Source organism: Morganella sp. HSTU-ASny43, assembly GCF_022819185.1.
In the GTDB taxonomy this organism is placed as follows: domain Bacteria; phylum Pseudomonadota; class Gammaproteobacteria; order Enterobacterales; family Enterobacteriaceae; genus Morganella; species Morganella morganii.
This window is the reverse complement of sequence record NZ_WSPG01000022.1, coordinates 1-24,736: the sequence shown is the minus strand read 5'-3', so window position 1 is coordinate 24,736 and position 24,736 is coordinate 1. Positions and strand designations below refer to the sequence as shown.

At 43.7% G+C, this 24,736-nt stretch carries 27 protein-coding genes; 7 read left to right on the top strand and 20 right to left on the bottom strand.

From position 1 onward, the window contains the following. Positions 1-211 precede the first annotated feature (211 nt). The 19 genes from GN208_RS12560 to GN208_RS12470 all read right to left on the bottom strand — a co-directional run bounded on the left by GN208_RS12560 (position 212) and on the right by GN208_RS12470 (position 19,042). The gene (locus GN208_RS12560; protein WP_004234831.1) at positions 212-1,015 is read right to left on the bottom strand and encodes a MetQ/NlpA family ABC transporter substrate-binding protein; all 804 of its coding nucleotides are present in this window, start codon (positions 1,013-1,015) and stop codon (positions 212-214) included. Between the two features lie 49 nt (positions 1,016-1,064). Continuing rightward, on the bottom strand, positions 1,065-2,339 hold the full coding sequence (locus tag GN208_RS12555; RefSeq protein ID WP_004234830.1) for a bifunctional O-acetylhomoserine aminocarboxypropyltransferase/cysteine synthase: 1,275 nt from the start codon (positions 2,337-2,339) through the stop codon (positions 1,065-1,067). Positions 2,340-2,531: 192 nt separating this feature from the next. Beyond that, positions 2,532-3,290, bottom strand: coding sequence for a hypothetical protein (locus tag GN208_RS12550; protein ID WP_004234829.1), 759 nt, complete (start codon positions 3,288-3,290; stop codon positions 2,532-2,534). Between the two features lie 18 nt (positions 3,291-3,308). Beyond that, positions 3,309-5,120, bottom strand: coding sequence for a hypothetical protein (locus GN208_RS12545; RefSeq protein WP_243828417.1), 1,812 nt, complete (start codon positions 5,118-5,120; stop codon positions 3,309-3,311). A gap of 17 nt (positions 5,121-5,137) precedes the next feature. After that, positions 5,138-6,625, bottom strand: coding sequence for a hypothetical protein (locus GN208_RS12540; protein WP_004234826.1), 1,488 nt, complete (start codon positions 6,623-6,625; stop codon positions 5,138-5,140). Next, positions 6,604-7,089: a tetratricopeptide repeat protein gene (locus tag GN208_RS12535; RefSeq protein ID WP_036418103.1), complete on the bottom strand. Its 486-nt coding sequence runs from the start codon at positions 7,087-7,089 to the stop codon at positions 6,604-6,606. Before GN208_RS12535 ends, GN208_RS12540 begins: the two co-directional genes overlap by 22 nt. Positions 7,090-7,197: 108 nt before the next feature. Further along, positions 7,198-8,247, bottom strand: coding sequence for an EscU/YscU/HrcU family type III secretion system export apparatus switch protein (locus GN208_RS12530; protein ID WP_004234824.1), 1,050 nt, complete (start codon positions 8,245-8,247; stop codon positions 7,198-7,200). Then, positions 8,240-9,001, bottom strand: coding sequence for a type III secretion system export apparatus subunit SctT (sctT, locus tag GN208_RS12525; RefSeq protein WP_015422275.1), 762 nt, complete (start codon positions 8,999-9,001; stop codon positions 8,240-8,242). Before sctT ends, GN208_RS12530 begins: the two co-directional genes overlap by 8 nt. Before the next feature lie 6 nt (positions 9,002-9,007). After that, entirely contained in the window at positions 9,008-9,274 is a 267-nt protein-coding gene (gene sctS, locus GN208_RS12520; RefSeq protein ID WP_004234819.1) for a type III secretion system export apparatus subunit SctS, read from the bottom strand. A 1-nt stretch (position 9,275) separates the two neighbouring features. Next, complete coding sequence (locus GN208_RS12515; RefSeq protein ID WP_015422276.1) at positions 9,276-9,935, bottom strand: EscR/YscR/HrcR family type III secretion system export apparatus protein; 660 nt, start codon at positions 9,933-9,935, stop codon at positions 9,276-9,278. After that, complete coding sequence (locus GN208_RS12510; RefSeq protein ID WP_228006264.1) at positions 9,935-10,681, bottom strand: FliM/FliN family flagellar motor switch protein; 747 nt, start codon at positions 10,679-10,681, stop codon at positions 9,935-9,937. Before GN208_RS12510 ends, GN208_RS12515 begins: the two co-directional genes overlap by 1 nt. 123 nt (positions 10,682-10,804) lie before the next feature. Next, positions 10,805-11,587, bottom strand: a complete 783-nt coding sequence (locus tag GN208_RS12505; RefSeq protein ID WP_015422277.1) for a hypothetical protein — start codon at positions 11,585-11,587, stop codon at positions 10,805-10,807. A 32-nt stretch (positions 11,588-11,619) separates the two neighbouring features. Then, positions 11,620-12,000 (bottom strand): hypothetical protein, encoded by a 381-nt coding sequence (locus tag GN208_RS12500; RefSeq protein ID WP_004234815.1) that lies wholly within the window; start codon positions 11,998-12,000, stop codon positions 11,620-11,622. Next, positions 11,981-13,273 (bottom strand): type III secretion system ATPase SctN, encoded by a 1,293-nt coding sequence (sctN, locus tag GN208_RS12495; RefSeq protein WP_036418100.1) that lies wholly within the window; start codon positions 13,271-13,273, stop codon positions 11,981-11,983. The genes GN208_RS12500 and sctN overlap by 20 nt, the downstream gene beginning before the upstream one ends. Before the next feature lie 2 nt (positions 13,274-13,275). Further along, positions 13,276-13,686, bottom strand: coding sequence for a hypothetical protein (locus GN208_RS12490; RefSeq protein ID WP_004234812.1), 411 nt, complete (start codon positions 13,684-13,686; stop codon positions 13,276-13,278). 22 nt (positions 13,687-13,708) lie between these two features. After that, the gene (locus tag GN208_RS12485; RefSeq protein ID WP_004234811.1) at positions 13,709-15,769 is read right to left on the bottom strand and encodes an EscV/YscV/HrcV family type III secretion system export apparatus protein; all 2,061 of its coding nucleotides are present in this window, start codon (positions 15,767-15,769) and stop codon (positions 13,709-13,711) included. Between the two features lie 22 nt (positions 15,770-15,791). Beyond that, entirely contained in the window at positions 15,792-16,844 is a 1,053-nt protein-coding gene (gene sctW, locus GN208_RS12480; protein WP_243828416.1) for a type III secretion system gatekeeper subunit SctW, read from the bottom strand. 1 nt (position 16,845) lies between these two features. Next, on the bottom strand, positions 16,846-18,471 hold the full coding sequence (gene sctC / locus GN208_RS12475) for a type III secretion system outer membrane ring subunit SctC (protein WP_243828415.1): 1,626 nt from the start codon (positions 18,469-18,471) through the stop codon (positions 16,846-16,848). Continuing rightward, a complete protein-coding gene (locus tag GN208_RS12470) occupies positions 18,455-19,042 on the bottom strand; it encodes a helix-turn-helix domain-containing protein (RefSeq protein WP_223302421.1) in 588 nt (195 codons plus the stop codon). The genes sctC and GN208_RS12470 overlap by 17 nt, the downstream gene beginning before the upstream one ends. Before the next feature lie 255 nt (positions 19,043-19,297). Here GN208_RS12470 and GN208_RS12465 point away from each other — a divergent pair, with 255 nt between their 5' ends. The 7 genes from GN208_RS12465 to GN208_RS12435 are packed head-to-tail and all read left to right on the top strand — an operon-like array spanning position 19,298 to position 23,283. Then, on the top strand, positions 19,298-20,329 hold the full coding sequence (locus GN208_RS12465) for a hypothetical protein (RefSeq protein WP_004234805.1): 1,032 nt from the start codon (positions 19,298-19,300) through the stop codon (positions 20,327-20,329). 15 nt (positions 20,330-20,344) lie between these two features. Beyond that, positions 20,345-20,608: a hypothetical protein gene (locus tag GN208_RS12460; protein WP_004234804.1), complete on the top strand. Its 264-nt coding sequence runs from the start codon at positions 20,345-20,347 to the stop codon at positions 20,606-20,608. A 56-nt stretch (positions 20,609-20,664) separates the two neighbouring features. Further along, positions 20,665-20,973, top strand: coding sequence for a hypothetical protein (locus GN208_RS12455; RefSeq protein ID WP_123805108.1), 309 nt, complete (start codon positions 20,665-20,667; stop codon positions 20,971-20,973). Further along, complete coding sequence (sctJ, locus tag GN208_RS12450; protein ID WP_004234802.1) at positions 20,973-21,710, top strand: type III secretion inner membrane ring lipoprotein SctJ; 738 nt, start codon at positions 20,973-20,975, stop codon at positions 21,708-21,710. The genes GN208_RS12455 and sctJ overlap by 1 nt, the downstream gene beginning before the upstream one ends. Beyond that, positions 21,703-22,266 carry a hypothetical protein gene (locus GN208_RS12445; RefSeq protein WP_004234800.1) on the top strand — a complete coding sequence of 188 codons (564 nt, stop codon included), beginning with the start codon at positions 21,703-21,705 and terminating at the stop codon, positions 22,264-22,266. The genes sctJ and GN208_RS12445 overlap by 8 nt, the downstream gene beginning before the upstream one ends. Further along, positions 22,247-22,846, top strand: a complete 600-nt coding sequence (locus tag GN208_RS12440) for a hypothetical protein (protein WP_004234798.1) — start codon at positions 22,247-22,249, stop codon at positions 22,844-22,846. The genes GN208_RS12445 and GN208_RS12440 overlap by 20 nt, the downstream gene beginning before the upstream one ends. Before the next feature lie 23 nt (positions 22,847-22,869). Beyond that, a complete protein-coding gene (locus tag GN208_RS12435) occupies positions 22,870-23,283 on the top strand; it encodes a hypothetical protein (protein ID WP_004234797.1) in 414 nt (137 codons plus the stop codon). A gap of 175 nt (positions 23,284-23,458) precedes the next feature. Here the strand turns inward: GN208_RS12435 and GN208_RS12430 are convergent, their stop codons facing one another. Then, positions 23,459-23,635, bottom strand: a complete 177-nt coding sequence (locus GN208_RS12430) for a helix-turn-helix transcriptional regulator (protein ID WP_004234796.1) — start codon at positions 23,633-23,635, stop codon at positions 23,459-23,461. Positions 23,636-24,736: the final 1,101 nt, after the last annotated feature.

Below are 24,736 nucleotides of genomic sequence, written 5' to 3'. Positions count from 1 at the left end.
GTGAAGGGGCACGGGGAGCATACACCAGTATGTGACCCGTGCCCCTGAATGCGGCCAACGCGGCTATGGACGAAAGGATGACGCGTATACGCTAAATCATTCCGTTCAGAGCAAGGCGGCAAAGTGAGAACATCCGGGGAGCATACATCAGTATGTGACCCGGATGGACGAACGAAGCCAACGCAGCTATGGACGGAAGGATGACGCGTATTTACCAGGCCCGGACAGCATCGCCTTTATACACCTCATCGGCCTTTTTCAGCACCTCATCACTCTGGAATGCCGCGACCAGTTTTTTCAGCTTCTCATTATCTTTATCTGCTGCTCTGACCACAATCAGGTTCACATACGGGGAATCAGCCCCTTCCATAAACAGACCGTCACGGGCGGCGGATAATCCGACCTGAGATGAGAAGTTATTGTTGATAATGGAGAGATACACATCCGGGTCATCGAGTGTGCGGGTCAGTTGCGGGGTATCGATCTCCGCAAACTTCAGTTTCTTCGGATTTTCAATGATATCCAGGGTGGTCGGCAGATAACCGACGCCGTCTTTCAGTTTAATCAGCCCCTGAGCCTGTAACAACAGCAGGCTGCGGCCGAGCGTGGTGGCTTCGTTAGAGATAGCCACTGTTGCACCGTCCGGCAGTTCGGCTGCGGATTTGATTTTCTTTGAGTATGCCGCTATCGGGAAGATAAAAGTTTTACCAATAACTTCAAACTGATAGCCACGTTCTTTGCTTTGCGCCTCATAGTACGGCACGGTCTGGAATGCATTGGCATCCACATCATTGTTGCGCAGCGCTTCATTCGGCAGGACATAGTCATTAAAGGCGATAACATCAACATCCAGCCCCTGCTTCTCCTTAGCGACTTTGACCACTTCTTCCCAGATAGCCTGATCCGGCCCGGTGTTAATCGCCACTTTCAGTGGTTTTTCATCGTCATTCTGCGAGCACGACACGGCCAGTAATGTGGTGCAGGCGAGCAGTGCCGATACAATAATTTTTCTCATACTATCTCCGGAACATATTGTTATGGTTATATTTTATTGATTGTTAATATTATTTCGCACTGTCCAGTGCCGCACTGATATCCGCCAGGATGTCATCAATGTGCTCAATACCGATGGACAACCGGATCATATCCTGTGATACCCCGGCACGGGCCAGTTCGGCTTCATTCAGCTGACGGTGGGTGGTGGTGGCCGGATGGCAGGCCAGGGATTTCGCATCACCGATATTGACCAGACGGACAATCAGTTTCAGGGCATCGATAAACTTCGCTCCTGCTTCTGCTCCGCCTTTGATGCCGAAAGACATAATTGATGCCGGTGTGCCTTTCACGTATTTTTTTGCCAGTGCATGTTCAGGACTATCTGCCAGACCCGCATATTTCACCCAGGCAACCTGCGGATGTTGTTGCAGGTATTGCGCAACACGCAGGGCATTTCCGGTATGACGTTCCATGCGCAGCGCCAGTGTTTCCAGTCCCTGCAGAATCAGAAAGCTGTTAAACGGCGACAGTGCTGCGCCGGTATTACGCAGTGGCGCCACACGACAGCGGGCGATAAATGCCGCCGCACCGAAGTGTTCGCTGTAGTTCACGCCGTGGTAGGAAGGATCCGGGGTATTCAGAACCGCAAAGCGATCCGCATGCTGCTGCCACGGGAATTTTCCGGAGTCGATAACAATCCCGCCCAGTGATGAACCGTGTCCGCCGATATATTTGGTCAATGAATGCACCACAATATCCGCGCCGAATTCAATCGGGCGGCACAGCGCCGGAGAGGCAACGGTGTTATCGACAATCAGCGGAACGCCGTGACGGTGAGCGATTTCCGCCAGTTTTTCAATATCAGCGATATGCCCCGCCGGGTTGGAAATGGTTTCGCAGAAAACGGCTTTGGTATTGTCATCAATCAGCGATTCCAGCTGTGCGAAATCATCATGATCAGCAAAACGGACGTCGATCCCGATGCGCGGAAAATTATGCGCAAACAAATTATACGTGCCGCCATAGAGTTTGGAGACACTGATAATATTGTCGCCGACGCCGGCCAGGGTCTGGATCGCATAGGTGATCGCCGCCATGCCCGATGCCACCGCCAGCCCGGCAATTCCGCCCTCCAGAGCCGCCACACGCTGCTCCAGCACATCATTGGTCGGGTTCATGATACGGGTGTAGATATTCCCGGGGACTTTCAGATCAAACAAATCCGCGCCATGCTGTGTGTCATCAAAGGCATAGGAGGTGGTCTGATAGATAGGAACCGCGACGGATTTGGTGGTCGGATCCGGCGAATAACCGGCATGGACAGAGAGCGTTTCAAGTTTCATGTGTTCTTCCTTACCGCACAGGTGAATATTTTTATTTAGACGTCCAGACGTTTAGACATTCCTTTGTTATACCGGTATTCACTGCCGGGATCAAAACCGAAGTGGCAAAACATGATGAATTTTCTTCATGATGAGAAAGAACATGAAAAAGCCGCTGTCAGAAGCGGCCCGGATTTATGAGCACAGAAGAGATTATGTCCGCATATTATTAAGCAAGTTACCAGATGTCGCCTGCTTGTTATCAAGATAACGGTTAAACATATCCATTACTTTTTTATTTAATTCATGCGCGTCATTAGAAGCTTTACCATGAACGGAACCGCTTTTCAGCTTCAGATCTTTTTGCGCGCGAACAACTTCAGCATCACCCTGTAACTCAGTAACCTGCTTCTGAATAAATTGTACGAATACCTGGCTAACCGGCTGGGACAGTCCGGACATGGCCTGCCCCGCTATTCCGCCGGGTGTCGGTGCCGTCGGATTAGCCACATCAATCCCCTTTATTGACATAGCAGCACCGACAATAGAAATACCAATAGAAACTAACGCACCGGTGACGGCTGCTTTGACCTGAAGTTCGGCTTCCTTATATTTCATATTTTTTAATTCTTTTGCCAGTTCAATAACAGCTACATCCAGCTTATTCTGGCGTTCCTGCTGGCTCAGTGAATCATCATTCAGTACTTTGCATAATTCTATGGCTAATTTCATCCATTTCTGATCACTGACAGATAACAGAGAGGGCATCAGCGAGCCTGCACGGGTACGGATCTCAGCAGAAATTTGCTCATCTGTAACTTCTGTGCTCTTTATACTGTTATTTTTTGTAATCTCTTTTATAACTTCAGGATCAATATTTATTTCCTGTAAATCTTTTTTTACTGAAATAATACTATCAATTTCCGGTGAATAAACCTGCTTCGTATTATTTGCTGTGGTTATCGTCGTCATAATAAATTCCTTTTTAAATTAAACAGCTAATGGCCCTGACTGTATAATAGCCTTCTTACGCTGAAAATCGTCTTTTCCTATCTTACCTAACTGCTCTTTCATTTTATTTAAATCCTGCTGTGATTCTGAAAAAGCTGCCATTATTTTTTCCATCAATTCTATCAACTTATCCAGCAATTCCTGATCTAAATCTATATCAGCGTTTAATTTCATTACATCTTTATTAAGTTCTGCCTGAGTGACTGAATTTATACCGTTAACGACAGTAGATGTCAGCATCATTGAAATTAATAATCTTTTAACCTCCACCATTACCTGTCTCAATATTTCCTTTACCGATTCTGATACCACCTGACCGATAACTTTTCCGGCAACAGCACCTGCAGCAGCAAACACCGCCATCACAACAACAACTGCAAGTACCATGGCAATAATTTCCATTTTTTCTTCCAGTTTTTTTAACTCAGCCGGTGGCAGCCCAAGTTTTTGGCCAATTTTCATAGCCATATCTTTAATAAACTTCTGGACAACTTCCACCAATTTTGTCACCGGTGTCATTATTGTTGCCATAATATCCGGGCCACCCGCCGCCTTAACAATTTCACTAATAATAGTGACAACCACAATCACTGCGGCCAGTGCTTTTGCCAGTAAACCACCAGTCAGAGCAGTTAATATAACCATTAATGCGATCAATAATGGCCCTAACCATTTAAAAAGGGCCTGTAAACGCTCTGCTTTTTTTATTTTTTTTGCCATTTCAGCTCCGTCAGCATCGGTTTTATCCTGCAATGTTTTTTGCTGAATTGTGGCTATAAGACGATCATTTTCAAGTTTACGCTGTGCTAGCTTATTCCGCAGATCTGCTATTTTACCCATCAAAATAGTTAATGATTTACTATAATTCATATCAGACTTACGCTGAGAGCCGAATATATCAGAAATATCTTTCACAATATCTTTCGCTTCATCCTGAAGAGCGGCCATTTCATGTAATGAATTTAATTCAGCCGTAATCTCCTCACGATTTCCGGCAATGAGAGAACCGAGTTCATCACCCAGCACAGGAAATTTATTCATCTCATCAGAAAATGATTTAAATAACTTGGTTTTATCCTTATAAAGCACTGACTCCGAATTGATATTTTTAATAACTTCATCGGCATTTGTTTTACTTCTTAAATATAAAGAAATTTCATCTTTACTTTTAAACTTATCAACACCATTACCGGTTAATTTATTTTTCAGCTCACCATCCGGCATCTTTCCCAACAGCTCACTGCCCATTTGAGAGAAATAATACTCTGCCGTTGCTTCAATATGGTCATTAATCAAATCCCCAGATTCAGAAATAAGCTCTGATAATTGATTTACTTTATTATCAGACCATAATTCCTTGATGAATTTAAGATTGTACCCATGAGCTCTTGAATTAATTTTAAATTTCTCTTCAGAATAAAAAACCGTCAGCAATGAATGTAATTCATTAAGTGAAAATCCACCTTTTTTCTTACCCGTAGTATCTTTACTGTCTGTGGTATCCTTACTTTCCGGGGTATTTTTACTTTCCGTAGTACTTTCACTGCCTGCGGTATCTTTATTTAACTTTGGGTTATCCAATTTCGGTTTATTTAATTCTGATTTTTTCTTTCCATCATTAGCTGATGTTGATTTTTTACTAACATCACTAACCATCACCTTGCTAAACTCTCCGATAGGATCGTTAACACGATTTTGTTTATTTGCACCTGAATTTTTATTTACACTTTCACTTGACGTTGTGGTATTTAAAACACCAAAATCTGATGTTTTATCAATAATTACAGTCATACAATTCCCTTTTTATATCAGAATCTTAAAAATCCCTTTAATTCCTGAGCCAATTCGCTAATCATTGTTGTAATTGTTCTCAGCATATTGTCATAGTTACTATTTATAGTGTTATACCGCTGAGTGTATTCATCCAACGTTAATTGAAGTCCTTTCTTAGCCCCATCTATTTTTTGATTCATACTATTTATTTCATGTTGATAAAACTTAGAATATTCATTTCTTTCTTCTTCATTTTCATAATAACTAATGAATCCTGCATCATAGTTTTTTTTCAAAATTTCCCTGGTATATTTTACATCACTGGTAGCCGCTATTGATTTTTCATTAACATTATTCCACCTTGATAAATCTGGTGATTTATCCTTGAAACATTTATCAAAATTTTCATTTATACGATTAAGTCCTTTTTCATCGCTCGCTAAGTCCATAAAACTATAAAGTTCATAAGGAAATAGAAACTGTTCAACCTTCCCTTCTAAGCCAATAACATTATTAAATTCATCCAGTACGGGTTTAAATATTTTACATAATTTAGTCCCTTTAATAACCGGCTCATGACAAGAAAAGAAATATTCCATTTTTCCATATGCATCTTTATATGATAAATTTTCTTCTATTACTTTATCATCAACCAGAACATTAAATTTATCGTCACCGACCTTAACTATCTTCATACTACCTGTATATAAAGTATGGCCAACAGAATCTCCATAATAAAAATAAGGTTTCATAGTGTTGTATAATTCAGTATAAAACTTTCTTTTATATACCTTATTCTGCTTTCCATCATTGATGGGCTCATCAATATAATCACCAAATGTATTTAATTTTGTTGCTACGCTTTTATAATAATCAACATATTTGTTCATACCTTCGCGCTGATATTTAACTGAAATATCATAAGCATACACACTGACATTATCCATTCTCTCAACAAAGTAACCAAATGTGACCATATCCCTAATGATAAAATACTCCTGAATACCTTTATTTATCAATCTTATTTTCTCTGAAATATTATCACCAGCATTATTAATTGCCTTTATATTTTCTTTATCCTTCATTAATATATCATATGCTTCAAGTTCTTTTAATGCTTGTTCTCTTGTAGTGTCAGGATCCGACAGAATATAATTAATCCTATCTAATTCGCTATAAATTTGTTTTACTTTATCTTCATAAAAGTGCTCCCAAAATCTACCCGCCATAGATTTAATCTGTTCTTGTTCAATTCTATCAACAATCACCCTCGTTTTATTAATCAATCCCTCACACTCTTCATGCATTATAACTTTATTTTTAATATTATTCTTAAAGTTACTATCATTTACTATATCGTAGTATTCTCTTATATATTTCACAGCATCATCATACGGAATTCTCTCTGTAACCGTGAGCGCATCATATATTATCTTAAGCCTCATAAAATCATTATGCAATGAGGAATTATAACTGAGATCATCAACTTCTTTATTTACTTTCAACCTATTTTCCAAACGCATAATCCACCTTCCAGCATTGATATATAATGTATTGCTTGTTCCCGCTCATTATCATTACACGCTAATGAAAGGCAATGATTGAAACTGCTTATCGCTGATTCTTTCTCACCTGTGTATAAATAGCATTGTCCTGCATACAAATATATCGATGCATTGTTTTCATCTAAATTAATAGCTAAACTATAAAGATTAATCGCTTTCTGATATTGTTTTTGCACCTGTTTAACTGCAGCTAATCCAAGTAAATAATCCACATTGCTAAAGTCATATAAACAGAGTGAACGAAAAATATTCTCAGCTTGTTCTATAAGCCCTTTATCATAATAATCACACGCCAGAGAATAAACATCCGAAAAATCCTCATTATTCTTTGGCATCAGAAGATCAGAAATGTTTCCACTTTCCAGATGAGAAAAAATATTCCCGATCAGAGATTTAATATCAAAATCTGTATTGTCATCCATAACAAAAACCCCTTAATAATATTGGATTATCAAGTCAGGCAATACTATCTGACCCGGCTGATAATCACTTTCATAAAATACGCCTCAGCACCATCCTGCTGATACATATTAGTGCGGTTCACTATCGGCAAGTGCAGCCTGCTCTGCGTCATTCAGCCACAGTAAGAGATCGAGAAACTTATCCAGATCATCATCAATAATGGTGTCAAAGACATGATATTTCCGGAATAACGTCCGGGCCAGGCGGATATCCCGGACAACCGGCACCCTGTGCTTTTCGGCATAGCAGCGCACAGCCAGCGCATACACGCCTTTCTCTTTCACGGTAATGAGCGGCATAACGCCGTTTTCCGGATCAAGATAGATAGCAACGGCAATATGCGTCGGGTTAACCACCACGATATCCGAATTCTTTATCAATGCTTTGGTTTCCGCATTCAGCAATTCTCTGTGCTGCTGTTTGCGGGCTGATTTTATTTCCTGATTACCTTCGCTGTTTTTATACTCTTGTTTAACTTCATGCTTTTCCATTTTCATGTCATTAAAAAAGAAAAAATATTCAACGATGTAATCAACCACCAGCAGTGGCATCAGCAGCAGGATAAAAATAAAGATATAGCGGCCGGTGAAATAGAGAAAGCTCTCACTCACTTCAGAGAAAAGTGCCGTAATTAACTGATAAATATCGCCGGTATACAGAGTAATAAAGGTATAACCGGCAGATAAATACACAATGAGTGATATCAGTGCTTTTACCAGATTTTTCAGGGATTTTTTGGTAAAAATCCGTTTGAATCCGGCGATGGGATCAATTTTCTTTAAATCAAATTTAATCGCTTCCGTCGCAACAGCAAAACGGGTCTGCATCAGAGAAACAAAGCTGACACTCAATCCGCATAATATAATCAGCGGTAACACCATCTGAAAAAAGATATCCGATAACATCTGTATATAAACAGAGAGTGACAAGTGATTCACATTACGCAATACCGTCTGATAAAAACGGGAGAATGCTGACCAGTCAGCAACGTAAAGCAGATACGCTATTCCCGTCACATAGCCGGTTGTGGAGAGCAGTTCTTTATATTTGAACGTATTCCCTTTTTTCGATTCGTCCTTTAGTTTCTTACTGGTGGGTTTTTCGGTTTTTTCAGCCATCGTTCCCCCTCAAAAAGTGAGTCAGAGGGGAAGTATCAAACAGCACTGTCACATCCGTCATTGTTGTGCTGCGAAACAGCAGCAGCGCCAGCAGAAAGGCAATAATACTTTTTATTGAAAGTGATAAGGAAAACGGATTCAGTTGTGAATTGTACAGGGCCAGAATGCCCAGGCTGACTTCAGAAATAAATAAGATAATCAGTACCGGCATACAAAACAGCAAAGAGAGTGACAGGCTGTTTGTCAGCCAGTCAAATACCGCCGCATAATGGATTTCCGTCAGCAATGTACCCGGCGGTAACAACCGGAAACTATCCTGAACGGATGTCATCAGTAACACAAAACCGTCATTGAGCAAAAAAAACGAGACAGAAAACAGATTCATAAAGGTGGAAAACGGTGATGCATCGGTCCCTGTTGTCGGATCAGCGGTATCACTGATATTCGCCCCCCGTTGGTTATCAATATATTCACCGAAGGCGGAAAAAATAAAAAACGGCGTGCTGTAAACCAACCCCATTACCATGCCGGTAATGATCTCACTCAGTATATTGACCACTGAGAACTCTGCCGCCGGGTAGTCTCCATTTCCGCTGAGACACTGCGCCATGAGAAAAATAATAATGCCCCGCGTGGTCCGGCTGAGGATAAATTTATCATTCAGAAACGGCAAAAAAGAGAACGCCGCAAATAACCGCACACTACTTAACAGCGCGTTCTGAAAAAGGTCATGAAGCCAGGAGAATAACGACACCGGGAACTAACCTGCCGCTGTTGCGCTGAGCGCCAGTGAGAACATTTCACGGGCATAACTGAGCATCGAATCCCCCAGCCAGCTGAGCTGCATCAGGATGCAGACAAACACAGCAATCAATTTCAGCCCGAAGGGCAGTGTCTGCTCCTGGATCTGCGTGACAGTCTGCAGCAGGCCGACCGTCAGACCCACGACGGTCGCCACACTCACCGGCAGCAGCGATAACATAATCACCAGATAAATTCCTTTATCCGCTGCATAAATCACATCCATGTTATATGTCCATAAGTTCGAGATACTGAGACACCAGACTGGTGGATAACAGCGACCAGCCATCAAGGGCAATAAATAAGATCAGTTTGATCGGTACCGAGAGTGTGACCGGGCTCATCATCATCATCCCCAGCGCCAGCAAAACGCTGGACACCACGAGATCAATCACGATAAACGGCAGATAGAGATAGAAGCTGATCAGAAAAGCAGATTTGATTTCCCCCAGCGCATAGGCGGCCAGCAGGGGAAAGAATGCGATATCACGGGCATCACTCAGTTCCGGTTCAGCATCCTCATCAACGTCTGTTTGCGCAAAAAAATACAGCAGAGGTTTATCGGCATAACGGAAGAGATAGTCCCGGTAATCCTGTAACCCCTCATCCGTAAAACGCGACAGTGATTCCGGCTGAGATAATTCCACCGGATTTTCATTAATATACGCATAGGTTTTACTGACCAGCGGAAACATCACCACCATCGCCAGAATAAACGCAATCGCATTGAGTACCATATTTGACGGCACCTGCTGAACCCCCAGGGCGTTGCGCACCATCACAAAAACAATGGAAAATTTGAGGTAGCAGGTTCCGGCCGCCAGAATAAAGGGCAGAACAGATGCTGCGGCCAGCATCAGCATCATCGAAACAGCGCTGTCAGTCATCATTCACCCTTATGAAAGATATGATGAATTTCCACGGCGTATTGTTCCCCGATACGTACCAGTTCCCCCTGTGCAAAACGCTGCCCGCTGATTTCCAGCGTGATCAGGTGATTATCCGCCGCCGGCAGCGGCAGTGTATCGCCCGGTTGCAGCGCCATCAGTTCCGATAACGGAAACACTCTGCGGTACTGCAGGAAATCCACCTGAACCGGCACTCTGCGGCTGTCAAAAACTGCCGTTTCCGCTGTGGTAGCCGGCACTTCCGGAATAATTCCGCGTCCGGTGATAACCGTGTCCTCCTGCTCCTGTTTCAGTGTCATCTGAAAATAGCCTCCTGCTCTCAGAAATCGCTGGTATTGTGTAATAAAAAGGATATCGCCTTCATTGATTTGCTGAATCACACCCGTGAATGCCCGGGTTGAACCGATATAAATCCCGGCATTCACCGGAACAGAGAGATCCGGGGTCAGTGGCGGGCCATTAATATCAAACCGGCCACGGGCGCCAATCAGAGTGAAATCAATATTTCCCTGACGGAAAGCAAGTTTACGGGTTGGATTAACAGCGATGTTTTCCGTCCTGAACTCAGGAAAATAACTCTCCGCTGAAAAAAAAGGCAGCCGAATCTCTTTCTTATTTTCATTTATCAGGTCAATAAGATAATTTTCAGGAACGATTTCCCAGGGGATCGTATTTTCACCAATCAGTTCAGAAAAAAAGGATTCAACATCAATTAAAACCTCCAATATATTTTGAGTATTAATTAAATGACATTTAATCGTGCGTTTGGTATTTTCTTTTTTTCCGGCAGATAACAGCTCAGATAGTCCATTATCTGATGGGTATCATAATGCATTTATTTCATCCGCTTATATTATATCAATATTATCAATTCCGTTTATATTTACTGCTGATTTCAGTCGCCGCTTCAGGGATTCTGAATATGTTTCTAATTTAAACCCTCCCGGATTATCTCTGTAAATATGAACCGGTTCCGGTGGCTGATATTTCTGTCTGAAATGATAAGAGCAATAATAATCAGCTCTGCTGTACGCCGGAGATAACGCATTTTTCTCCGTATGGTAAACGAACAGGGGTATTTTTTCCTGAGTACCTCTTCCCTGTTCATAATGCCGCAATGGCTGATTTTTTACTTCCGTCTTTATCCCCGGAGGCGGATGGTTCAGAAAAAACGGTATTTCCGGTAACTCAGTTGTTGCACTGCCCGCCGGTATCTTTTCTTCTGCTGAGATATCAGCGCCTGAATAATCTTCCTCCTCTGCCGGAACGTTTTTTGGTTTATCCGCTGATAGCATGTTATGTGAGATATCACCGGAAGGTTCCGTGGCGACATTATCCCTGAATATACTGTTCTTTATTTTATTATTTTCCGGATATACCAGTATAACATCATGAACTTTCCGGTGATGATTGCTATGATTTTTTCTCATCCCCCCGGGATATAATATATCGCCATGATAACATTTATCATCATACGGACAGAACAGTGAATAAATCACCGGGATAGCACTGTCATGTTTATTTTCTTTTTTATTTTTTGTCATTCCGGATAAAAAATCAGTCACCCGTTGATTAACATGACCTTCCGGAAAATCTTGCTCAGCTTCCAGGCAACAACGATTAATATTCATTACAGCGTCCTGCTTATATTTAAAAAATAAATTCATTGTTTATTATATTGTTCAAACTTAATAAGTTTCTTTCTCAGATTATTTATTGTTTTATTACTCTCAGCAATATCATCCGAGATTTGCGCCAGCTGAAGGGATGATTCATCCACTCTGGCACGGACATCCGGGATCTGTTTACGATAGATTGCCTGTTTGCGCCTGAGTTCATTCAGTGCGGTGTACGATAATAATCCGCGGCATTCAAACTCAAGGATCTGCTGTTCTAATCCTTTGATTAACAACAATAGCTTATCTTTATTTTCCTGTTCCTGCCGGTAGCGCTGGTGCAGCTGTGCCAGTGCCGCCCGGACACAGCGCTCTTTCAGACTGAAATGCGCGATCAGTTGCTGTAATTCATTGTGTGAGCTGTTCAAGTAATCTGCCTGTTTCATCCGCCGCAACGGATTCCGCCGGTGACTGACACAAAAAATGGCGCATCGGCAGAGTGAGCTCAACCGCTTTATCATTCTCCGCATTCAGCCCGGGTTTATATTCTCCTAGCTCCACCAGCAGTTTCAGCTCATTCTGTTTCGCCAGCAGTGTCCGGAAATGCCCGGCAGCCGCCAGATGCTGCGGTGAAACAATCTGTGACATGACACGGCTGATGCTGGCCGGGATATCAATCGCCGGATAGTGATTCTGCATCGCCAGTCGCCGGGAGAGATAAATATGTCCGTCGAGAATGGAACGGACTTCATCGCCAAAGCCGTCCGGCTCATTCTCGCTATCAAGTAAAACAGTATAGAAAGCCGTGATCACGCCGGTTTTCGTCGCCCCCGGGCGCTCCAGCAGTGCCGGTAACTGCTCAAATACCGATGCCGGATACCCCAGCCTGACAGGAACTTCCCCGGCACTCAGTGCCACATCCCTTAACGCCCGCCCGTAGCGTGTCAGTGAATCAACAAAGAGGATCACCTCTTTCCCCTCATCACGGTAATATTCCGCCAGTGAGGTTGCCACCAGCGCCGCATTACAGCGGTCAACCGCCGGTTTATCGGATGTCGAGCAGACCAGGATACATTTTGCCGCCTGCGGGCTGTTGCGCAGTTCATCAATCAGTTCGGTCACTTCCCGGCCGCGTTCGCCAATCAGGGCTATCACAAAAATATCGGCTTGCGCATGCTCAATCAGCATATTCATCAGCACGGTTTTACCGCAGCCGGCACCGGCAAAAATCCCCAGCCGCTGGCCTTTTCCGCAGGTCAGCAGAGCATCAATGGCTTTCACACCGGTCGGCAAAATCTCCGTGATACGCTGCCGGGAGAGCACATCCGGCGCCTCACCGCTGACGGGGCGGATGATACTCCGGTTATCCGGCTCTGTTATCTCACTCAGACGGGCCAGGGTATTACCGGACGGATCAATCACCGAGCCCGGAATTTGCGGTGTGAATGTCAGTGTTACTGCACTACCCGTCGGTGCGATAACCGTTGTCAGTGTCAGCCCGGCGGCCTGTCCGATCAGACTCAGCAGCGTGTTGTGTTCATTAAAGCCCACCACCTGAGCCCGGCCGAGCAGTACGCGACAGGTAACATCCTGCCATAACAGACAAATTTCCCCGATAAAGACATCCGGCAACGGCGCTTCCAGATAATACCCGCGGATATGCACCGGAAATGCCCGCTGACTGAGCAGTGCATTCAGCATCGTCAGCCTCTGAGGATCAGTGTGTGACACTGCTGACTGAGGCGGACAAACTGATCCAGCGCCTGCACAAAAGGTTCCGCGCCGCTGACAGCATTGTGACTGAAACATCCGACCAGCTCCGCACCGTTATCTGTCTGCCGCAGCGCCGGTGAGCCCGGATAAAACAGAGGGGCGGGTTCTTCTGTCAGAATATCCAGCAAACCGCCTTTTACCTCCGGCCGCAATGCCGGTAAATCAGTCTGCAACGGCGTCCAGATAACCGGATATTCATCAACCACCGCAATATGAATGACCTGCTGTTCCCCCAGCGATAATGAGATTGTTGAATGATTATCGAGTGAGCTGCCTTCCGGCACCAAATCACCGCGTCCGATAAGCTTCATTCCTTCTGTAACCAGTGTTGCAAGATCCATCTTCAGTTTCCTTGTTATAACATTAAACAGAGTCAATCACCGACACCTGCGCCGACGGAACAATTTCAGAAAATGACAGCACGGCAATACCCGGATAGTGCATTTCAGTCAGTTTCCGGACAAAGCGGCGGACATCCATTGCCGTCAGGAAAACAATATCCCGCCGGTGCCGCAGCGGCGTCATCACCAATGACATCGCATCATAAAAATGATCCAGCTGCGCCGGTTCGAGATTGATAAAAGTACCTCCGGCAGACTGGCGGATCCCCTGACGGATCATCTCCTCCAGCGGGTTTGACAGCACCACCGCCCGCAGGACCTGATCACAGGCAAAATGCGCTGAGATGTAACGGGCAAGATGGCTGCGGACGTGCTCAACCAGTACCAGCGGATCTTTTTCTTTCTGCCCCCACTGCACCAGTGCGCCGAGGATAATTTTGATATTACGGACAGAGATCTGCTCAGCGATAAGCCGCTGAAAGACATCCGCAATACGCTGAACAGATAAATAGCGGTAACACTCTTTCAGCAGCTCCGGATATTTATTCTCAATATTATCCAGCAATGTTTTGGTTTCCTGGATGCCAAGCAGCTCCTGAATATTTTGTGTCATTATCCGGCTGAATTCATTGAAAAATACCATAACACCGGATTCTGTTCTCATGCCGGCTGCCCGGCATATCTCATCGTGTTTTTTATCCGTCCAGACGGTTTTCTCCCCGCCTTCCGGCTCAATCACGAATGGTTCAATATCCAGTGACTCAAAGGCATCATTTATTTCTGTCACTTTGTATTTATCCGGATAGCTGTAAATCACACCGGACTGAATCTCATTAATTAAGATCACCGATTTATTTTCCGGTATCTCACGGCTGTAATTGATAATGATGCCGGGTAAAAAGAAACCGAAACGGAAGGCAAATTCCTCCTGCAACCATGCCGTCATCTTCTGTTTTTCAAACATAGCCTGATAACAGGTGTGGAGGGTGATAATCAGCGGAATCGCTTCATTATTTTCCGCCGTCAGTCCGCGCGGCGCAAAATCCCCCGCAGACGACGCAGATACCGCCGGAGAACGGCTGTCAGAGCGGCTTTTTGCCGGATCAGATGCCTGCTTCTGCTTATTTTGTCTGAGGCGCATTCCGTAAAACAACAGCAGCCCGGCAGCCAGCAGACCGAAAACACCAGCCGGAAACCCCGGCAGCATTCCCATACACAGCGCCAGAACAGCGGTCACTATCAGGGTAAAATCATGGGAAAACAGCTCCCTGACAATATTGGCCCCTAAATTCTGATTGGTGCCGCTGACCCGGGTGACAATAAACCCGGCGCTGATGGCAATCAGCAACGCCGGGATCTGTGCCACCAGGCCATCCCCGATCGTCAGCAGTGTGTAAGTACTCAGCGCTTCACTGAACGGCATCGACATCTGCGCAACACCGATACCAATTCCGCCGGCAAAATTCACAAAAATGATGACAATTCCGGCGATTGCATCCCCTTTGATAAACTTCATCGCGCCGTCAAACGCACCGTACATCTGACTCTCCTGCTCCAGCTCTTTCCGGCGTTTGCGCACCTCTTCATTATCAATCAGGCCGGATTTCAGATCTGCATCAATACTCATCTGCTTGCCGGGCATACCGTCGAGAGAGAAACGTGCCGCCACTTCCGCCACACGCTCCGACCCTTTGGTGATGACAATAAACTGCACCACGGTGACAATGGCAAAAATCACAAATCCGACCACAATATTTTCGCCGATAACAAATTCACCGAATGACTGAATGATATTCCCGGCATCCGCATCCAGCAGGATCAGACGGCTGGTACTGATGGACAGCGCCAGCCGGAACAGTGTGGTGATCAGCAAAAGTGCCGGGAAAGAGGTAAACCCCAGAATCCGGGTGATATAGAAAGAGAGCAGTAACATCAGGATGGAAATAACGATGTTCAGCCCGATCAGAAAATCGACCAGCATTTTCGGCAGCGGAATGATCAGCATAGCGATCACCATCACCATAATCAGCAGTACCGCGATCTCCGGCCTGCTTTTGATCGCATTAATAAAAGTTGTCAGCATAGCAATCCATTGCCGGTGAAAGTTATAAGATATTAATAGTTTTGCTCATAAGGGCTTTCAGAAAAGAAACCACCTGCTCTTTGCCTGTTTCCGGCAGAAAAAGGACATCCGGTATCTCACCAAAAATCACAATCAGGCGCTGTAAAATAAGCGGTCTGTTTTTGTCATTTTCTGCCGCCGCCAGCAACGATTCTGTTTCTGACTGAAATGCATCCGGATCACCCAAGCCTGAAATCAGCAGTTGATTCAGCCGCTGCTCATCCGCCAGTACCGGTTCCGCGCAGTTCAGAGACGTAATTTTCTGATGAAACATATCATTCAGGGAAATCAGCTGATTCAGGGTATGCAGACGGGTTGTCAATTCCCCGAACTCACTGTGATGGCTGCAACTGGGCAGTGCTGCCGCCATATCACACACCAGCGAGTCACGGACATAACACAGCAGGCTTCTGACCCGGCTTTTCCGGTACTGCTCCAGCCACACTTTCCACAGATACAGTATGTCGAATTTCCAGCTGATATAACTGCGGTATACCATTCTCAGCTGCGCGCAATCCAGTAGTGTTACCGGTACATACTGGCGGATTTTCAGTGCGATATTGATCCCTGCGCGGGTTTCCTGTGCAAATTCTCCGTGGAGTAACTGCTCAATTTCTGCATCAATTTCGGCGGCTTCCTCCGCAGAAAACGGCAGTTTGCGCAACAGGGAACGCAGTGCCATGACATAATCACTGGGATCCGGAAATAAATTGCGCACATAATCGAGAAACTCACGAACTGAGCGCCCGGAAGCAGCAAACCACTTAACGACCCGGTCCAGTTTTGTTTCCGCACCCTCAGCACTGTTTTTCTGCTCTGATGCCGGTAACTGGCTGATGTGATCCTCTTTTCCGTACTGCCGCCGGTTAAATTGTGACAGTGCCATGGCCATATCATCCATCACATCCATCATCTGCTCGGCATGGTTTTCCGTCTGGTTTTCCGCCGGGCGCTGTTCTGCTGCAGCATTATTCTGCTGTTTCTGTGGTGCCGCAAACGGACTGAACACCGGTGCGCCGGGTAAAACATTTATCATATCAATAGTCCTGCTTCAGTTTTTGAATCATCTTAATACCTTGTTTATTCTTATAATTAAATGGAATATGTCCGGTAATTTCTGTATCGCTGAAAAAATCCTGTTGCAGAATACGGGGCTGCAACAAAAAAAGCCGGACCATTTTTTCTGTCTTCACTGATTCAAACTGAAACAACCGCCCTGCCAGCGGGATATCACCCAGCAGCGGAATTTTATCGTTATGGCGATGGGTATTTTCCCGCGTGTAGCCGCCAATCAGCAGTGTATTTCCCTGTGCGACCCTGGCTATTGTGCTGATATTCTTGCGGTTAATCACCGGCAGGGCATCTTCACCGCCTGCTCCGTCAGCGTCCTTTTTCTGTGCGCCGTCTTCAAGCTCAATAATCATCTCCACGGATTTCCGCTGATTGGCGATCCGCGGTGTCACACTCACCTTTGTGCCGTAAGTGATGCTTTCCAGAGATGATGTTCTCTCGCCCTGTAACTTACTGTAAAATGTGGTGTTATTATCAAAAATCGCCGGGGTGTTATCCTGAGTCAGAATAATCGGACGGGACACCATATTGGCTTGTCCCTTTGCGGACAATGCTCTGATCTTGCTGAAAAAAGAAAAACCGGTGAACTGATTAAGCTCACTGAAATTAAAAGCCACTTTCATTTTTCCTGTACCGTAATCTGCCTGCCAGTTGATCCCCAGCTGGTCAGCTTCATTTTTTGATACATCAATAATCCACAGTGATAACTCGATTTGCGGTTTGGCAGTATCCAGTTGTCTGATCAGCTGATTGATTAAGTGCAGTGCATTACGGTTCCCTTTTAACAGCAGGCTGTTTTCCCCCTGCAGCGGCACAATCCGCACCCGCTCACCGCCCAGCCAGACAGTTTCAGCCGGCTGAATATCGTCCTGTCCAGCATCCTGCGGTACCAGTCCGGTTTTTGCCGCAGGTCCGGAATCCAGTAACTCCCGCAATGCGGACGCCACTCCCGGGAGTATCAGGCTTTTCCCCCGTGAGGTAATTTCCCGGTCCTGCACAAAACTATGTTCCAGCTTAACCAGCTGAATATGCTCATCTTCCGGCGTAATTCCCTGCTCCTGTACACTGTACTGTGCCTCCAGTGCGTCCGCCGCAGAACGGATCAGTACCAGATAGCGCGGGGGAGCCGTTACATACAAAATCCGCTGCTGCCGGTCAGATGTCAGCGGGTATTGCGCATCAAACAGCCCGGTTTGTTTCAGAAAAGTCGTCAGTTCATTGCGGGTTACCGCATTCAGCGTCAGCATAGAAGATTCAACTTCATTGCTGCTGTAAATATAGAGTGTGCGGTTTTCCAGGTATGACACCAGCGCCATGGTTTTCAGCATCTGCGACAGCGCCGCCTGCGGATCGGATAAATCAAAAGTGCCGGAGATCTTCTTCTTTTTCACCGCATCAGACGAAATAATTATGACATCCAGCTTTCCTGCCAGCGCATCAAAAAAATGATCCAGCCGTGTTTCTTTCGCTACATACTGCGCCTGTTGCGGCGGTTTTTTTTCGTATAACAGTGTTTGTTCCGCCATGACCGGCAAAGAAAACAGGCAGAAAAAAAGGCAGAACACCCCCCCGGTGCTATTTTTTAACCGCATGATTTAAATTCCTTATTTTCCGGGGAGACATGCCAAATAATATTTTGATTTCATTTGAGAAATGCGATGCCGAGCAGTAGCCGTTATCTGCCGCGATCCGGGTCAGTGAATGCTCTTTTACCAGGATATCCAGCACTGATGCCACGCCGCGCCAGTGACGTAACTGGTATTTACTCTGATTGCCGATATAGCGCTGGCACAGGCGTCTGAAGTGAGTACCGGATAACCCGTAACGCTGACTGATATCCCTGATATTACTGTTTTTGCAATCCGCTGCGCTGATCAGGTGTTTCACCAGCCAGTAATGCTCAGAGTGGCGCAGTGTATTAAAAAATGTTTTTATTACACTATTTTCATTCAGTATTTCACAGACAATCCGGTATTCCGGATTATCTGCATCCCCCTGAACCGGAAAAATAATCTCATAATCAGGACAAACCTTGTTATCCGCAACTTCATTATTATCTGCCCGGGATAAATGATAATGGCAATCTATAAATGCCAGTAGTTTTATACATTTCGACAGCGGAAAGCAGTAGTCAGCCTGACTGTTTTCTCCGCATCCATTCACTTTGTATATATCATTATAAATATATATCTGACTTTCCTTTTTCATATAAATTAAACCATCCTTGTATCAGCATAGATAATAACTATCTGTAAAACAGCAAACTGTTACTGAACGAACTAAAATTTAGTGATGAATTTAAGACATTATACTATCTTTTACTACCATTTTTTTATAAAACTAACTACCATTTGAATACCAAGAATACACTATAAATTTAAATTATTATACTTATGATTTAATGACCGGGATACACTGATGCAAAACCTTTATACCCTGATAACAATTTCCGATAAGGAACCAAAGGAAGAAATAACCATTCCCTCCGGAAGATACTGCATCAACAGTACAATTAACCATGACGACGACCTGATTAACCTGAATCTCACAGGTGCAGAACCACTGCCTGAAAAAACAGAAGCAGAGTTATATGAAAACAACTATCACGTCTCTTTTAAAACCTGTGATGGTGAATTAGTAATACAAGAAATCAATTATAACGCCCCCTTTATTTTTCAGGGGAAAGTCCTTTTCGCCATAAAAAAACAACAGGATAAATGGCGTAAAAACATCATGTTATATGAAAAAACGACAAAGCGCGCTGTCCCGCGCTATCTTCTGTCTGTAATACTTCTGTTATTTATCATACCGGTAACCGGATTTATGCTCTTTCAGTACGATAGCAATAAAAATGGGAATCCGGCTAATATAGATAGCAAAAATATTATAAGTCAGTACATTAAAGACAATAATTACATCATTAACGGAAATAACATTCTTATTTTATCCTCTGATGAAAAATTAATTAATATCATCAGAAATAAAATGCCTAGCTATAAAATTCATATAATAAATAAATCAAAATTAAAAATAAATGATGGTGATATCATTCTGATTAATGTTCTTCATCATAAAAAAGAGATTACATATATACACCATGATGATAAAAAAACGCTATTAACCATCCCAGATATATTCAGAAAAGACATTTCCATACAACATTTTTCACTCGATGACATAATCAAGTTAATAAATAACAGATTCAGCCACCTGTTAATCAGATACTCTGTGAAAAAATCGGGTAACAACATTATCATTTATGGCGAAAAAAGGAGAGATAAGGAAACAGATAATATTATAAAGGATATCAATACCACGATATTCTCAGCACCGGGAAACACGCTGGTAAAGTACAGGGAAATACCATACCGTGATACACCGCCGGGAGTATATGGCTCAGTAAATTATATTCACCTGTCTGATAGTCATACACAATTCACCTCTGACTAATAAATAAGGATATTTATGCCTGATATAGCAAATAAAAATGATGCAATAACATTTACCACCCTGCTAAAACAATTCAAATCACCGATTCATGAAGATAATGTGAAACTGAATACGCTGATGAATAATTTACAGTCTGGCAATAAAGACACAGCCAATGCCTACGATATGGCAATGCTGCAGGCCTGTTCCTCATCGCTGAATATAAAGTGCTCGGCACTTTCCGCAATGATCCGCCAGCATAAAGAAAACCTCTCAACACCAATCGGCAATATGCGCTGATTTATGACGTAAAAATGGCAGGTTACCCGCCTGCCATTAACCATAACAAGGATTGTATGATGTCATCATTTAACCGGATTTTACCTGTCACAACGATCACCGGGATCACTGAATTACTGGCTGATCTCAATGACCGTGAGCAGTCAGCTCATCAGAATTTGATATTACCGGGAACCGCAAAAAAAGACCTGCGCCGGAAAACACAAGCACTGAGCACGGGAAAAACAGCCCCGGCCACCAGTGATGTCATGATGATGCTGGAAAACCAGGCCGTAATGGCCAAATGGCATACCGAGATCAGTTTTTATTCCCGTATGCTGCATCTGACCCTGAATGCTGCAGATACCGTAATTAAGGGTCAGTGATGCACAAGATAATATTTATATTAATAATAAGCGGAATAAGTCTGCTGCTCGGCGGCTGTAAAGAAGGTACGATTCTGTCGTCGCTGAATCAGCGTCAGTCGAATGAAGTGCTGGCTGCACTGCATAAACACCAGATTCAGGCAGTAAAAGTCCCGCAGGGAAAAGGGCTGTTTACCATTTCAGTACCGGAAGAGCAGAGCCGTCAGGCCATTCATATTTTGCAGGAATATCACCTGCCCAGTAATGAGCGGATTGAGATTGCCGGGATCTTTCCGTCAGATTCACTGATTGCCTCTCCGCAGTCAGAAAAAGCCCGCCTGATTTCGGCCATTGAACAACGGCTGGAGCAATCGCTGCTCTCATTTGATGCGGTTACCGGAGCCCGTGTTCACCTCAGTTATCCGCTGTCCGGCCCGGGAAACTCCCGGAAAAAACCGGAAACACCCCGCGCCTCTGTGCTGATCTACCATTCCGGTATTGAAGATGAAACACAATTCACCCGGGATATTCAGACATTTGTGATGAATGCCTTTAACGGGCTGACCGAAGAAACCGTTTCTGTCCTTCTGTATCCCGGAAAACCGGTTATTGATCTGCCGCCTCAGCCGGAAGCAGCCGGACTGTCCCCGCTTTTTCTGCTGTTTCCGGCAGGAATAATGCTGGCAGCGGCCGGTTATTTCTGCCGTGCACAATTACGGGCATTTCTGATGCGGCGGAAGGTAAAACAGCATGAATGACCGGTTTGATATACAGGGCGCGGTCACGCGGGTGATGTACCAGCCGGCGGATTATCTGCACAGCAGCCGCTTATTCAGCGGATTGCCGCCGGCAGCACAATCGGCGTCTTACCGCAGAATGCAGAACGCAGCTATTATGGATCACTACCGGCTGCCGCGTGAGAGGGATTTTGATCTGTTCTCCCCGCTGGTTATCCCGCTGATGCGCCACTGGCAGCAGCTTCCGGCCGTCAGCTGTTACCTGGATATGTTCATCCGCCATGCTTATGGCCTGCCGGATAATACCGTGCCGGATTTATCACAACAGGCATTTTTATCTCTGAGCCCCGTACTGCCACTGCCGGAGTGGCCACAAGCAGACAAACAGCCGGATATTCCGGCAGTCCTGCCCGGCCAGATTGCCATGACACAGTTATTATCCGGTTTTTCTCCTGCGCTGGCAGCCCGCTTTCAGCTGATGACGGATGCATCCTTGTCACCGGCAGACATCCGGCTTCCGCATCTGCCCGATTCACTTTTACCTTTGGTATTACATTATGTGCCGTTCACTGCCTGATTCCCTGCTGTCACATATCAGACACGGTGTGCTGATTAAAGATCGCCATGTCTCTGCCCTCTGCCGCCTCAGTAACCTGACCCGGCAGGCAAACCAGCACGCTGCCCGCCTGATAAAACAGGCGGAAGATACTGCAGAACAACATCGCAAAACCGGATTTGATGCCGGTTTTCAGCAGGGGCTGGCACAGACGATGCCGGAACTGATGCGTGTGGTGAATGAGTATAAATCTGTCATTCACCAAAACCTCGCCGTTGCAGTTTCCGGTCTGGAAAAAGAGCTGACTGCATTTTTTGATGATACAAAAATACGTTTTCAGCTGATTCATCAGTTGCTTGAACAGTTTGCCGCGGAGAGTGAATGTGAATTAATCCTGCCGGCTGAGCTTAAAAAAGAAATGACTGAATATCCGGATTTCACTGTACCGGTTTCTTTTCATTTCAGTCGTAACATCATATTACGTACCGGAAAAAAATTACTTTATCTGACACCGGAAACGTTTGCCCGTGAAAAAATAACACAAATAAATGCCCGTGTTGTTCCGGATAGCCCGGCGGATATCTCCGGTGAATATTTATAATTATACAAAAAAGGACAATAAATATGAGAACAGAAATGACAGCCGGAAAGGCGGATATTAACCCTGACGAAAATAATGAAAAAGCCAAACGATTGCATGACTGGCTTATGACTAATTATAATAAAAAGGAAGATATTTATCGGGGAATGGAGTTAGTAGGTATTGATGGCTACAATACCGGAAATAATATACAAGAAAAAATAAAGTTATTAATTACTGTTGAAAATAAGTTAATTAAAAATCCGGAATATTCTGATACGGAAATGTGCAAATCAGTAAGCCAGGTTGGCGGCGAAGCTGTGAACTATTATGCCTTTTACCAACAATACCTTCTTAAGATGGTGAATCAAAAACAGCTGGGATTAGCACCAGATGTACTTTCCGCTGATTTTGACCAGAATAATAACAAAGATGACTGGCTTACTGCGTTTAGCTGATAATGCCTGTCGTATCAGAATTGATAACAACAGAAAAAATATCTTGATTTAAATAAATTGTTTGCCGTTCAGTAATACTGTTTCTGCTCTGAACTGATTTGAACGCATGTTCATGCGGATGTTCTGATGCTTCAGCTTTACCACTGAGGAACCATTCGACCGGTGCATATAATAATTAATATAATTCAATAAGATGATGCAGACTGATTTTACTGACACCGCGTTCGTAACGGTTAAATTGCTGCTGACTGATATTCAGTTTTTGCGCTAATTTAACCGTAACAATCCCGAGTTCTTTACGTCTTGATTGGATTCTGTGGCCTAAGACTGCATAAAAGTCGGAAGTTTCCATAATGTCTGCCTATTTTCTCTATAAGTCGTGAATTCAATTAAGTAAAATTACTTAAAAGATATATTTTTTATATATTAAAATTTCAAATAAAAACAAAGTATTTCTCGCGAAATACTAAAAGTTATGAATAATTTCGTTTTAATTATGACGTAATATTTAAATTTAGTTTAATATCGATGTCATACTTCACAAAAATTTCATTACATCTGTCAGGGATAAACAGATTTATCTGAACTTCAGTAAGAATGCTTAACCAGGTTTATCTATTTAACTAATTAAAAAATTAAGCGCCACAGAAAAACGTGAGAATCTTTATTACGATATCAAAATTTAAAATCACTCTGCATATTTAAGACTATTCCCTAAACAAAATAAGACCAGGGTTAATAACTAATCACATAAAGCTAAGTAATTTTTTTTGGTAAAATTACTTAGTCATTTTGTGATTAATCGTTGCCCTGTCTTTTTTTATGCTATCCGTAGCATCAACCGAAATAATGAGAGAATGTAAATCAGGATGTCTGATTATATACTAATCCATCCGCTAACTATGATTCTTTGATCTAACCACATAAAAAGCGAAACAGATCACATATAACAAAATATCTTTCATTGCCTTACATCAATTCAGCGATATCTATCACACCCTAATCGCCATTATGCCTAAAACACCAGCTATATGACGAAAAAAGACTCAGCGACTGACCAATCCGCCATCCGAAGGATGAATTGATTGAAAAACCAGTAATAAATAATGGTATTTATAATTACCCATTTACACATTACTTAGTCACTTTCGTAATTATAATCATCTAATTATTTTTAGATAGACATCAGTTATGCTGCCCGGAGAAAAAACCATTAAAATCTGACATTCACAGCGAGTAAGTGTTTCATGCTACAGCATGAATATTTTATTTTAATTTCAAGTTTTTATTCTAAACAAAAAAAGATATCCAGCATGATATTTCAGCCTCATTGTTGCATTTTGTAACCTGCTTGTTGTATTTGTAATTTTTTATTTGTTAATCTTCACATCACTTTTCGCTTAAACCAGGATAACTTAAATTGGCACCCTTATACATCAATGTATTAGATAAT